This window comes from Gaiella sp., assembly GCF_057140465.1.
Window position 1 is genome coordinate 1 of sequence record NZ_DBNHWK010000101.1, and the last position, 12483, is coordinate 12483.

Sequence of the window (12483 nt, forward strand, 5' to 3'; positions counted from 1 at the left end):
TCCCGCCGAGCCGGAACGCCGTGTGAAGATCTCGCGAGCCATGATCGTGTCCTCCACGCTCTCGCGTCTTCGCGCAGGACGAACAGACTTCGTAGCGCTCCCCGCGCTCGACCCGGGCTTCCCACGAGTGACGTCCCAGAGTGCATGAGAGTTTCTTCGCCGTCGCGCCTCCTCGACCGCTCGGGACACGACTCCCGTGTCAGGAAGCGCACAAGACAACGTTTCGGGGTAGAAGGAACGCGCAGATAGAACCGCCCAACCCTCATGGTTGAGCGGTTCCTGTTAGAAGAGCTGGTTCTCGCCGGCGAAGATCGCCGAGACGGAGTCGTCGGCGAAGACGTTCTGGATCGTCTCGGCGAGGATGCCCGCCACGGAGAGGACCTCGACGTTGTCGGGCTTCGTCAACGGGTCGACGGGCACGGTGTCGGTGACGACGAGCCGGTCGATCTGGCTCTCGGCGATCCGCTCCAGCGCAGGCCCGTTGAAGAGCCCGTGCGTCGCGCAGGCGTACACCTTGAGCGCTCCCGCCTCCTTGAGCGCGGCGGCGCCCGCGACGAGCGTCCCCGCCGTGTCGACGATGTCGTCGCTCATGATCGCGACTCGGCCCTCGACGTCACCGATCACGGTCGTCACCTTGGCCTCGTTGTGACCCGGGCGCACCTTGTTGAGGATCACGAGCTCGCCCCCGATCATCTCCGCGAACTTCCCGGCGAGCTTCGCCCGCCCGGTGTCGGGAGAGACCGCGGCGAGAGGCTCCTCGAGGTTGAGGTCGCCGACGTACTGTGCGAAGAGCGGCACTGCGGTCATGTGGTCGACCGGGATATTGAAGAACCCCTGGGCCTGCCCCGCGTGGAGGTCCATCGTGAGCACGCGGTCGGCGCCCGCCGTCTGCAGGATGTCGGCCACGAGCCGCGCGGCGATCGCCTCCCGCGGCCGCGACTTCTTGTCCTGGCGCGCGTAGAAGTACCAGGGAACGACCGCGGTGATGCGCTTCGCGGACGCGAGACGCGCCGCGTCGATCATGATCAGCAGCTCCATCAGGTGCGTGTCGACGGGGTCGCAGGCGGTCTGCACGATGAACACGTCGTCGCCGCGGATGGACGACTCGTAGCGGCAGTACGTCTCGCCGTTCGCGAACCGCTTGAGCGTCACGCCTCCGAGCTCGCAGCCGAGGTGATCGGCGATCCGCTGCGCGAGCCCGGGGTTCGAGCTCCCCGAGACGAGCGTGAGCCGCTTCTGCGGCGCGAGGCCGATCACGGAGCCGGCCGGCGCCGCCTCGAGCCCGTTCGACGGCTTGCGCTCGAGGCCGGGGAGCGACTGCTCAATCGTCCCGCTTTCCACCCCGCCCCTCCTTGATCTGCTGTCGTGGGGGAAACCCGACGAGCGCGTTGTCGGGGACGTCGTCGGTGACGACGGCCCCCGCAGCCGTCCAAACGTCGTCGCCAAGCGTGACCGGAGCAACGAGCATAGTGTCGACCCCGACCCTGACGTTGCGGCCGATCCGCGTCTGCGCCTTCGGCTTCTCGGGTGCGTGCGGCAGGTTGGCGGTGATCGAGCCCGCGCCCACGTTCGTGCCCTCGCCGATGTAGGCGTCGCCCATGTAGGCGAGGTGCGGGACCTTCGCGCGGTCTCCGACGCGGGTGTTCTTGAGCTCCACGAACGTGCCTGCCTTGGCAGAGGTGCCGAGCACGGTACCCGGCCGAACGTAACAGAACGGGCCGACGATCGCGTCGGGGCCGATCTCGGAGTCGACGACGACGGCGTGAGGCCCGACGACGGCGCCCCGGCGAACGACGGTCGTGCCGCGCAGCACCGTGAACGGCTCGATCGTCGAATCGGGCTCGATCGCGACCCCGGGCTCGATCCACGTCGTCGACGGATCGGTGACCGTGACGCCGGCGAGCATGTGCTCGCCGAGGATGCGGTCGCGGAGCGCGCCTGCGGCCGCCGCGAGCTCGATGCGGGTGTTGACCCCTTCGGTCTCCCGCGGGTCGGACGCGACGTGGACGCCGACGGGCTCGCCGCCGGCGACGAGGTCGCGCACGACATCGGTCAGGTACAGCTCACCCTGCGCGTTCGACGGGGCGAGCCGCTCGAGCGCCGGCCACAACGAGGCACCACGGAACACGTAGATGGACGAGTTCACCTCCCGGATCGCCTGCTGCTCCGGCGTGGCGTCGGCCGCCTCGACGATCTCGAGAAGCGCGCCGTCGTCGGCCCGGACGATCCGCCCGTAGCTCCGCACGTCGTCCGGCACGAACGAGAGCACGGTCGCCACGGCGCCGCTCGCCCGGTGCGCAGCGACGAGGTCCTCGAGCAGCGCGGTCGTGAGGAGCGGCGTGTCGCCCGAGAGCACGAGCACCTCCTCGGCGCTCTCGAGCGCGCGACGGGCCGAGCGCACCGCGTCGCCGGTCCCGAGCGGCCGCTCCTGGACCGCAAGGTCGATCCCCTCGAGCGCGACGGCGGTCTCGGACGACACGACGACGACGAGCGGCTCGGGGCCCAGTGGGCGAGCGGCCTCGATCACCCAGTCGACCATGCGCCGACCGAGCAGCGGATGGAGATGCTTCGGGACGGCCGACCGCATGCGGGTGCCGAGCCCTCCGGCCATCACGACTGCTCCGAGATTGACACGTGTCACGGCTAATCGATGGCTGGGGCGCCAGGATTCGAACCTGGGATCACGGGACCAAAACCCGTTGCCTTACCGCTTGGCCACGCCCCAGTGAACGGAACGCGAGTGTACCCGTGGACGTCCGGGAGAGTCGAGCTATGCCGTCGGCGGGGTCAGGAGGCGTCGAGCGGCCTCGTCACCCAGACTCGTCCCCCGCTGCGGAGCGTCTCGGCCGCGCGAGCTGCAGCGTCGGCGTCCTCGAACAGCCCGTACAGCGCCGGACCTGCGCCGGACACGTCGGCGCGAAACGCGCCGAGGCGCTCGAGCTCGGTTGCGAGGGGCGAGGTCACGAGCTCGTTCGCGGGGAGCACTGCGAGATCCGTTGCGACGGTGATGCGCGCGATCGCCTCGAGGAGCTCGTCACGTTTCGTGGGGAACGCCGTCGCGTCGCCGCGGGCGTCGAACGCTGCGTACACCGCCGCGGTGGACTCCTTCGCCGAGCCGTCCGGAATCCAGAGCACGACGTGGTAGTCGCGCGGCAACGCGAGGGGCGTGAGAGTCGAGCCGTCGCCGGTTCCGAGCTGCGGGCCGGCGTGGAGGAAGAACGGGACGTCGGCCCCGATGCGGGCCGCGATCCCGTGCAGCGCCGCCGCCTCGAGCGGTCGCGGGAGCAGCGCGTTGCCCTGCCGCAGTGCAGCAGCGGCGTCCGAGCTGCCACCCCCCAGTCCGGCGGCCACCGGAATCCGCTTCGCGATCGTGGCCGAGAACGAGGCCTCGACGCCGGCGGTCTCGACGAGGGCCTCGAGCGCCGCGCGGACGATCGAGTCGTCCGGGAAGCCGCCGACTACGACCCCGGTCCCCGCCTCCCCACGCTCCACCACGACCGTGTCTACGAGCCCGACGCGCTCGAGGACGGTCGCGACGTCGTGCTTGCCGTCGGGCCGCCGGGGGCCGACGAGCAGCGCGAGGTTGATCTTCGCGGGCGCTGTCGTCACCGGTCGAGAACCTCCTCGAACGCGACCCACTCCGAGGGATCGAGCGCCTCGGCACGCACCGTGGGCGGGAGGCCGAGGGTTGCGAGCGCGTCGATCACCGCCTCCCGTGACGCAACCCCGCCGAGGACGAGCGCATTGGCGAGCGTCTTGCGTCGGTGCGCGAAGCCCCCGTCGACCAGCCGTCGAACCTCGGTGAGGCGCGACGGGGCGGTGATCCGCTCGAAGGCGACGAGCGCGGAGTCGACGCGGGGCGGTGGACGGAACACGTGGCGCGACACCGGGTGGAAGCCGACGCGACGCGCCGTCAGGCGGACGATCACGGAGACGGCGCCGTACGACTTCGTCGACGGCTCCGCGAAGAGGCGATCGGCGACCTCGCGCTGGACCATGACGCACCACCGCTCGATCGAAGGGGCACCGACGAGTGTCTCGACGATCAGCGGCGTGGCGACGTTGTACGGAAGGTTCGCGACGAGCTTGCGGGGAGCAGGACGCAGCGCGCCGAGGTCGAGACGCATCGCGTCCCCCCAGTGCAGGTGGACGTTCGACATCCCGTCGAGGACGTCGGCGAGCACGGGCTCGAGAGAGCGGTCGAGCTCCACCGCATGGACGAGCTCGACGCGCTCGGCGAGGTACCGCGTGAGCACGCCCAGCCCCGGTCCGATCTCGAGCACGATGTCCGAGGGCGCAAGAGCCGCGAGGCGGCCGATCACACCGAGCGTGTTGCGATCGACCAGGAAGTGCTGCCCGAGTGCCTTCTTGGGAGCGACCGGGACCACGACGCTCAGAGGCCGAACGCCGCCCGTGCGTTCCGGTCGATCGCCTGCGCCAGGTCCTGGACGTCGTCTCCGCGAGCCTCAGCGAGTGCGGCCAGCGTATGGACGACGAACGCCGGTTCGTTGCGGCGGCCACGCACCGGCTGAGGTGCGAGGTACGGGCTGTCGGTCTCGGCGAGGAGGCGGTCGGGACGCACGTGCACGGCGGCGTCCCGAAGTGCGCCGGCGCGCGGATACGTGACGTTCCCTGCGAACGAGACGTACCAGCCGTGCGCGAGCGCAGGCTCGAGGAGGGTCGGCTCCGAGAAGCAGTGGAGGACGACGGGGCCCGCGAAGCCGGCCAACATGCGCGCCGTCTCCTCGGCCGCCTCCCTGCAGTGCACGACGATCGGGAGCCCGAGCTCGTCCGCGAGCCCGAGCTGCTCCTCGAAGAGCGCCCGCTGTTCGGGCAGCGTCGCGGCACCGTGATGGGCGTCCAGCCCGGCCTCACCGACGGCAACGGCGTTCGGGTGTGCGAGCAGCTCGCGAAGCTCGTCGACCCGACCGGCCTCGGGACTGGCCGCCTGGTGAGGGTCGATGCCCAGCGCCGCGACGACGCCGTCCTCGCGCTCCGCGATCGCGAGCGCCGTGCGAGAGGAGTCGATACCGGTTCCGATGGTGACGATCGTGGTCACGCCGGCCTCGCGGGCACGCTGGACGAGCGTGGAGGCTGCCTCGTCGCACGCATCGAGGTGCGCGTGCGCGTCGGTCACGAGCCCTGCAGCTCGATTCGGGGGAAGAGCGGCGGCGCCGGCTCGATTCCCGCCACGGCGTTCGTGTGCCCGTAGGCGACGCCCTCCCATGCGATCTCCGCATCCGTGTGCAGCGCGTCGAGGATGCGCGCGGATGCCTCGGGGAGGTACGAGTGCAGTGCCACCGCGACGGCACGCAGGCCGTCGGCGAGGTCGTAGAGGACCCGGTCGAGCTCGTCGGCGCGCGCGGGGTCCTTCGCGAGCGTCCAGGGCGTCGTCGCCTCCACGTACCGGTTGAGGCCGCGGACCACGTCCCAGATGCGCTCGAGTGCGCCCGTGATGTCGTACGCGTCGAGGCGCTCGGCGACGTCGCTGGCCAGAGGCGCGAGCTGGGCGGCGATCTCCGACGAGGCGTCCGCAGCCTCGCGCAGCGCCCCGCCTCGGTAGCGGGCGATCATGGCCGTGGTGCGGGAGAGGAGGTTGCCGAGATCGTTCCCGAGCTCGCGCTCGTAGCGCTCCGCGAGCCCTTCGATCGACGCGCTGCCGTCCTGCCCGAACGAGACCGACCGGGCGCACCAGAACCGCACGGCGTCGGCGCCGTAGACGCCGATCAGGTCGAGCGGGTCGACGACGTTCCCCAGGGTCTTGGAGATCTTCCGGTCGTCGAGCAGGAGCCAGCCGTGCACGAACAGCTGATGCGGGACGTCGTACCCCGCCGCAAGCAGCATCGCGGGCCAGTAGACGCAGTGGAAGCGCAGGATGTCCTTGGCGAGCAGATGCCGGACCGCGGGCCAGTAGCGCTCGCGCAGGTCCTCGCCCTCACGGGCGTACGTGAGGGCGCTCAGGTAGTTGACGAGCGCATCCGCCCAGACGTACGCGACCTGGTCGGGATCCCAGGGGATCGGGATTCCCCACGGCTGCCCGGCGCGGCTGATCGAGAAGTCCTGGAGACCGCCTTCGATGAAGCTCCGCGCCTCGTTCGCGCGAAACCGCGGCAGCACGAAGTCGGGGCGCTCGTCGTAGAGGCGCAGCAGGGGCTCCTGGTAGGCGGAGAGGCGGAAGAACCAGTTCGTCTCCTCGATCCACTCCGGCTCGCGGTCGTGCTCGGGGCACACCCCGTCGACGAGTTCGGACTCGGCTTTGAACGCCTCGCATCCCACGCAGTAGAGGCCTGCGTAGACGTCCTGGTAGATGTCGTCACGGCCGTTGTCCTTGATCCGCTGCAGGAAGTCCTGCACGAAGCGCTTGTGGCCCTCATCGCTCGTCCGGATGAAGAAGTCGTTGGCGGCGCGTAGTCGCGACGGAAGCTCGCGCCAGACGCCCTGCATGTGGTCGGCGTACGCCTGTGGCTCGAGGCCCTGTTCCGCGGCGACGCGCGCGACCTTCGACGCATGCTCGTCGACTCCGGTGAGGAAGAACGTGTCCTTGCCGCGCTGACGCTGGTGCCGGGCGAGGATGTCGGCAGCGATCGTCGTGTACGCGTGCCCGATGTGCGGGGTCGAGTTCACGTAGTAGATCGGCGTCGTGACGTAGTAGCGCTCCATCCGCGTCGATTCTACGGCGCAGGCGTACGAGGATCGGGAGCGCGACGAGCAGGATGGCGCCGAGGACGACGATCGCGTACGGCACGGCGTCGGTGCGGCCAGCGCGTCCCGGCGCGCCGTCGGCGAGCATCGCCGGCGGATCGGGCACGACCGGGCGCTCTGGCGGTCGCTCGTCGCCGCGCACCGGAGAGCGACCAGGCATCGGCCGACTCGTGCGCTCCGCACGCCGCTCGCGGCGCCAGGGAGCGGCCGGCGGCGCGCCGCTCGACCCGGCGGCGATCGGGCGCCGCGCGGACCGCGTGGTGCGCACCGAACGAGCGGGGACGCTGCCTGCCGAGGGCAGGACATCGGTCGGGGGCGAGGCGCCGATCGCTTCGGGTGCCCGGACACCACCTCCGCGCAGTCGCGTCGGCGGCGTCCGCGTCGATCCCGACGCGGGAACCGGCGGGACGGGAGCCGACGCCGCCTCCTCCGACGGGTGGCCGTCCTGACCGTCTCGCGTACCCGACGCCGCTCGAGCGCCCGACTCGTCGAGCGGATGGTCGGGAACCGTCGCTGCGGCGTCCTCCGACGCCTCCACCTCGTCCCGGCGATCGGGCTCCCGCACCGGCTGGCGCTCGTGGGGAGGCGGAGCCGTCGTGCCCTCCGGCGCCGACGCCTCCGCCTCGGCCGCCGCCGCCGGTGCAGGTACAGGCGCCTGCGCCGGTACCGGTGCCGGCGCCGCAGGCGATCCGGTGACGGCCCCCGGGGCCGCCCCGTCGCCGTCGGAGGCTGCGGGCGCCGGCGTCGCGAGGCGGCCCGGGAGGACGCGCAGCGGGTCGAGGTACCCGTGCTCGTCGCCCGCCACGCGGACACCGAGGTGGACGTACGGCCCCGCCACCTCCGGGTCGCCGCTCGGGCCGACACGCCCGATGGCGGAGCCCTCCGTGACGGTCGCGCCCTTCCGCACGAGCAGCTCTCCGAGGTGTGTGAGGGTGACCACGTAGCCGTCCGACGTCAGCACGGCAAGCGTCCTTCCGTGCCGTGGCACCGTCCCCGAGAACGTCACCGTCCCCGCTGCAGGAGCGCCGACCGTCTCGCCCGCCTCTCCCGCAACGTCGATGCCGCGATGCTGCCCTCCGGCGTAGGGATCGGCACCGAGAGCGAAGGGACGGAGGACGTCCCCGCCGACCGGCCACGACCACGCGAACGCGCCACCTGGCGCGATCAGCGCGAGCGCACTCGCGACGACCGGGAGCGACGCCCAGCGCATCCATCTCCTCCTGTTGCTCATGTCGGCAACACGATGTCGAGGATAACCCGGCGCTTCGGTGTTGTCAATAGTGCCTACAGTGTGACGCGGTAGAGCGCGTTGCGCGACGCGCCGGTCAGCCGTGCGACCACGTCGGCGGCGACTCGACGTGGCACACCGGCGTCGACGAGCTCGGTCACCGCCTCCGCGGCGAGGGGGTCGACAGTCCCTGCGCCGGGTCGCGCCGGGCCGATGACCACGGTCACCTCTCCACGGGCGCCGGTCGCGAACCGTCGCTCCAGCTCGGCGGCAGTTCCACGCACGACGTCCTCGTAGCGCTTCGTCAGCTCCCTGCACACGGCGACGGGGCGGTCGGGGTGCACTGCGGCGAGGCTCGCGAGCGACGCGTGCAGGCGCCGCGGAGACTCGAACGCGACGACGGGTGCGTCGGCGGTGGCGAGCTCGCGCCAGAGGGCGACGCGCTCGGGCTCGCGCCGCGGGAGCCAGCCGACGAATCGGTACCCGTCGCCCGCGAGCCCGCTCGCGACGAGGGCGGTCTCGACCGCGGACGCACCGGGCAGGACCGACACCTCGATGCCCGCCTCGACGGCGGCGCGGACGAGCCGCGCACCGGGGTCGTTGACGACCGGGATCCCGGCGTCGGAGACCAGCGCCACGCGCTCGCCGGCCCGCAGCCTGGTCAGGATCTCCTCGGTGCGACGCGCCTCGTTGTGCCGGTGATGGCTGAGGAGCTGCTGCGCCCGGACGTCGTGACGCGCGAGGAGCGCCTGCGTGTGCCGCGTGTCCTCGCAGAGGACGACGTCGGCGTCGCGAAGCTCCTGGAGGACACGGAGCGTGACGTCGTCGAGATTTCCGATCGGGGTCGCACAGACCGCGAGGGGCACGGCAGGCTACCGCTCCCCGTCGAGCGCCGCGAAACCGACGAGGCCGGCCCCGACGAGCCCGGCGGACGTGCCCAGCTCGGCGGGCACGATCCTGATGCGCGCGTCGGCGGGCTGGATCGCCTCGCGGCGCGCGACCTCACGCGCCGGGCCGAGGACCAGCTCGCCGGCAGCCGCGCCGAAGCCACCGCCGACGACCACGACCTCCGGGTCGAAGACGTTGACGAGGGAGCCGACGGCAGCGCCCAGCATGCACCCCATGTGCGCGAGCGCCTCGACGGCACGCGGCTCTCCGGCGCGTCCCTGCGCGACGAGCACGTGTGCGTCGGCGCCGGGCCCGTAGAGCGCGGCCGCGACGCGATCGGCCGCCTGTCCCGACGCGATGCCCTCGAGGTGGCCCCGACCGTGGCAGTTGCCCTGGCACGGCGGGCCGTCGAAGTCGACGACGAGGTGCCCGAGCTCTGCCCACCCGCGGTACAGCGCGTCGTCGAGCACGATGCCGCCGCCGATCCCCGTGCCGAGCGTGAGCATCACGAGGTCGTGCGTGCCCCGGCCCGCACCGAACCGCCACTCCGCGAGCGCCGCGGCGTTGCCGTCGTTCTCGACGCCGACGGGCCGGCCGAAGCGGGCGGCGAGTGCCGTGCGCAGGTCGACGTCGTCCAGCGGCAGGTTCGTCGCCCGGAGGAGGAGCCCCGTGCGGCGGTCGAGGTTGCCGGGCACGCCGACGCCGAGCGCGTCCGCGGCCGCGGGGTCGAGCCGCTCGACGACGTCGACGAGCGCCGCGAGCACGTCGTCCTCTGAGGACGTCGGTGTCGGCGTCTCGACGGTCCGCCCCACGGCCCCGTCGCGGGCGACGAGACCCGCGAGGATCTTCGTGCCGCCGAGGTCGACGGCGATGACCCGGGAACCGTCCACCGCGCGGCTACCATATCCGCCCGGATGCCCCCGCAGGAGAAGCCGTACCGCCTCTACAAGGGCGGACGGGCCAAGGGTCGGGTTCCACTCGCTCGTCATGCGTCGCAGCGCGCGGCGCCCCGGCCTGCGACGGGGGCCCCGGCGCCGGCCCCGTCCGGGTCGCAGCCCCGCCGATGGCGCCGGCGCCGTTGGCTCCTGCTCGGGCTGGCGGCGGTGGTCGTGGCGCTGGTCGCCTGGGGCGTTGCGGGCTACCTCTCGTTCAGCAGCGGCGTCGCCGAGGCGAACGACCGGGTTCCCGCGAGCGTGCTTCCGCTCCTCGCCCCGCAGGACGGCATGCTCCTCTCGGAGCCGACGACGATCCTCGTCCTCGGGACGGACGGCGGGTTGATCTCCGGCCGAGAGGCGGCGAACCGGTCCGACTCGATCATGCTCCTGCGCACCGACCCGGGGACCGGGCGCCTCGCCTTCCTCTCGATCCCGCGCGACCTCCGGGTCGACGTTCCGGGCATCGGCGCGAGCAAGATCAACGCCGCCTACCAGCGTGGTGGGGCGACGCTCGCGCTGCGCACGGTGAAGGAGCTCACCGGCGTGAAGGTGAACCACGTCGCGTTCGTCGACTTCGACCGCTTCCGGGAGCTGATCGACGCCGTCGGCGGGATCGACGTGAACGTGCCGGAGCCGATCGTCTCGAACCGCTTCGACTGCCCGTACGCAACGTCGGCGCAGTGCGCCGAGTGGCCCGGGTGGCGGTTCGCGAAGGGCGAGCAGCACATGGACGGCCGACGCGCGCTCGTGTACTCCCGGATCCGCGAGAACCGTCTCGATCCGTCGGAGACCGACCTCGATCGCGCCCGACGGCAGCAGCAGGTCGTCCAGGCCACGGCGGACAAGCTGACGAGCGTCGGCATGGCGCTCCGGCTGCCCTTCAGGGGCGACGACATCCTCACGCCGCTCGCCACGGACATGAGCGCGACGGAGCTCCTCCAGCTCGGCTGGGTCTACTTCAGGGCCGACGCCGGGAAGGCGCTCCACTGTCGCCTGGGCGGCGACCCCGCCACGGTCGACGGCGAGTCCGTGCTGCTCCCCTCGGAGGACAACGTCGCCACGCTGGCGATGTTCTCCGGCCGGTCGGCTCCCCTCGCGCCACCCGACGGGCTGCTCTACGCGCCCGGCTGCGTCGTCGGAGACCGCAAGCTCTAGGGCCGCCGCGGCGACCCCGGCTCAGTCGGACGAGTCGGCCGTCTTCGACGTCGAGTCCGAGCCGCTCGACGCCGACTCCTGCTTCTTCTCCGCGGAGTCGCCGGAGCCCGACGTGTCGCCGTCCTTCGACCCCGCCGCCTTGCGCGAGCCGCGGCCGTAGTCCGTCGAGTAGAACCCCGACCCCTTGAAGTGCACCGCCACCGGGAACAGCACCTTCTCCACGGGGCCCGACCCGCACACCTCACAGCGCTCGGCCGGCGGGTCGGCCATGCGCTGGAACAGCTCGAAGGTGTGACCGTGCGGACAGCGGTACTCGTAGATCGGCATCGAGGGCCAATCTAGATGATCGCCCGGTGGTCTGGGACGGCGCGGGGCGCTGCCCCGGGCGGCACCCGTCCGGGGCCGCCACTCGCGCCCGGCCGGACGGGCGCCGCGACGACCGGAGAGGGATCGCGGCGGCCGGTCGCCGCGCCGTGACGGATGGGGCGACGGCCCCGCGCCGGGCGTGCTGCACGGGCGCGCCCGACTAGGCGCGCTCCGCCCCCTCGCGCTCGGCCGACTCCCGGTAGCAGGGTGCGCTCTCGAACGCGGCGAGCCCGCGCACGCGCCGGCCCCGACGCCGCCGGGCGCGCCGCCGCGTCGCCGCCATCGCCGACGCGCCGATCAGCCCGCCGAGCACGAACGGGCGCAGCAGTCGACCTCGTCGTCGCTCCGTGCCGTCCATGCGAGGATCGTAGACGCGATGTTCGTGTGCACCCTCGGCGACCTCGTCCTCGACGTGGTCGTGCGCCTGCGACAGCCGCTCGCCCGCGGCGGCGACGCCGCCTCGCACATCACGCTCGGCGGCGGCGGCCAGGCCGCCAACGTCGCCGCCTGGGTCGCCGCGCTGGGGGGGCGTGCCCGGTTCGTCGGCAAGCGGGCGGACGATGCGGCGACCGCGCTCGCCGAGCAGCAGCTCGCAGGGTACGGGGTCGAGCTCGTCGGCCCCGTCGTGCCGGGCGGCAGGGGCGGTGTCGTCGTGTCGCTCGTCGACGAGACGGGCGAGCGGACGATGTGCCCCGACCGGGGCGTCGCCGTGGAGCTGGAGGCCGCCGAGATCGACCCCGGCTGGTTCCGCGGATGCGACTGGCTCCACGTCTCCGGCTACGCGTTGTTCGTGGATCCCACCCGACAGGCCGCCCTCCACGCCGCAGCCCTCGCGCGCGCCGCCGGGGCCCGGGTGAGCGTCGACCTCGCCTCGTGGAGCGCGATGCGAGAGGCCGGGGTCGACCGCTTCAGAGCCGACATCGAGAGCCTCCTCCCGGACGTCGTGTTCGCGAGCGACGAGGAGGACCGCGCCGTCGGCGGCCCCGTGCCCGGCCCGCGGTGGATCGTGAAGCGTGGCGCAGCGGGGTGCTCGTTCGACGGCGACGAGCGATCCGCACCGATCGTGACGGAGGTCGTCGATTCGACCGGGGCGGGGGACGCGCTCGCCGCCGGCTGGCTCCTCGGAGGCCCCGACCTCGGCCTCGAGGCTGCAGCCCGCTGCGTGCAGCGGATGGGATCGATGCCCCCCGTCGCGGGGTGACGACCGAC

Annotated in this window: 12 protein-coding genes, 1 tRNA gene and 1 pseudogene; 2 read left to right on the plus strand and 12 right to left on the minus strand. The window is 72.5% G+C overall.

The annotated features are described in order from the left end of the window. Positions 1–282: 282 nt before the first annotated feature. The 10 genes and pseudogenes from AC162C_RS13895 to AC162C_RS13940 form a co-directional block, all read right to left on the minus strand. Entirely contained in the window at positions 283–1254 is a 972-nt protein-coding gene (locus AC162C_RS13895) for a ribose-phosphate diphosphokinase (protein WP_484098142.1), read from the minus strand. Between the two features lie 67 nt (positions 1255–1321). Then, positions 1322–2641 carry a bifunctional UDP-N-acetylglucosamine diphosphorylase/glucosamine-1-phosphate N-acetyltransferase GlmU gene (gene glmU, locus AC162C_RS13900; protein WP_484098057.1) on the minus strand — a complete coding sequence of 440 codons (1320 nt, stop codon included), beginning with the start codon at positions 2639–2641 and terminating at the stop codon, positions 1322–1324. A 10-nt stretch (positions 2642–2651) separates the two neighbouring features. Beyond that, positions 2652–2725: transfer RNA gene (locus AC162C_RS13905), tRNA-Gln, on the minus strand. 62 nt (positions 2726–2787) lie between these two features. Continuing rightward, positions 2788–3609 carry a 4-(cytidine 5'-diphospho)-2-C-methyl-D-erythritol kinase gene (locus AC162C_RS13910; protein ID WP_484098058.1) on the minus strand — a complete coding sequence of 274 codons (822 nt, stop codon included), beginning with the start codon at positions 3607–3609 and terminating at the stop codon, positions 2788–2790. Then, positions 3606–4388 carry a 16S rRNA (adenine(1518)-N(6)/adenine(1519)-N(6))-dimethyltransferase RsmA gene (gene rsmA, locus AC162C_RS13915; protein WP_484098059.1) on the minus strand — a complete coding sequence of 261 codons (783 nt, stop codon included), beginning with the start codon at positions 4386–4388 and terminating at the stop codon, positions 3606–3608. The genes AC162C_RS13910 and rsmA overlap by 4 nt, the downstream gene beginning before the upstream one ends. Positions 4389–4393: 5 nt before the next feature. Next, positions 4394–5137 carry a TatD family hydrolase gene (locus tag AC162C_RS13920; protein ID WP_462972544.1) on the minus strand — a complete coding sequence of 248 codons (744 nt, stop codon included), beginning with the start codon at positions 5135–5137 and terminating at the stop codon, positions 4394–4396. Next, positions 5134–6660: a methionine--tRNA ligase gene (metG, locus tag AC162C_RS13925; protein WP_484098060.1), complete on the minus strand. Its 1527-nt coding sequence runs from the start codon at positions 6658–6660 to the stop codon at positions 5134–5136. Before metG ends, AC162C_RS13920 begins: the two co-directional genes overlap by 4 nt. Before the next feature lie 847 nt (positions 6661–7507). Then, positions 7508–7933: pseudogene (locus tag AC162C_RS13930) on the minus strand (murein hydrolase activator EnvC family protein); the annotation flags it as partial. A gap of 53 nt (positions 7934–7986) precedes the next feature. Continuing rightward, positions 7987–8796, minus strand: coding sequence for a 16S rRNA (cytidine(1402)-2'-O)-methyltransferase (gene rsmI / locus AC162C_RS13935; protein WP_484098061.1), 810 nt, complete (start codon positions 8794–8796; stop codon positions 7987–7989). 6 nt (positions 8797–8802) lie between these two features. Next, complete coding sequence (locus AC162C_RS13940; RefSeq protein ID WP_484098062.1) at positions 8803–9708, minus strand: ROK family protein; 906 nt, start codon at positions 9706–9708, stop codon at positions 8803–8805. A gap of 24 nt (positions 9709–9732) precedes the next feature. Here AC162C_RS13940 and AC162C_RS13945 point away from each other — a divergent pair, with 24 nt between their 5' ends. Beyond that, positions 9733–10908 (plus strand): LCP family protein, encoded by a 1176-nt coding sequence (locus AC162C_RS13945; protein WP_484098063.1) that lies wholly within the window; start codon positions 9733–9735, stop codon positions 10906–10908. A 21-nt stretch (positions 10909–10929) separates the two neighbouring features. Here the strand turns inward: AC162C_RS13945 and AC162C_RS13950 are convergent, their stop codons facing one another. Continuing rightward, positions 10930–11235, minus strand: coding sequence for an FmdB family zinc ribbon protein (locus tag AC162C_RS13950; RefSeq protein ID WP_462972549.1), 306 nt, complete (start codon positions 11233–11235; stop codon positions 10930–10932). Between the two features lie 199 nt (positions 11236–11434). Next, the gene (locus AC162C_RS13955) at positions 11435–11632 is read right to left on the minus strand and encodes a hypothetical protein (RefSeq protein WP_462972550.1); all 198 of its coding nucleotides are present in this window, start codon (positions 11630–11632) and stop codon (positions 11435–11437) included. Positions 11633–11650: 18 nt separating this feature from the next. On the opposite strand from AC162C_RS13955, the gene AC162C_RS13960 reads away from it, so the two are divergent. Further along, positions 11651–12475, plus strand: a complete 825-nt coding sequence (locus tag AC162C_RS13960; protein ID WP_462972551.1) for a carbohydrate kinase family protein — start codon at positions 11651–11653, stop codon at positions 12473–12475. The last annotated feature ends 8 nt before the right edge of the window (positions 12476–12483 follow it).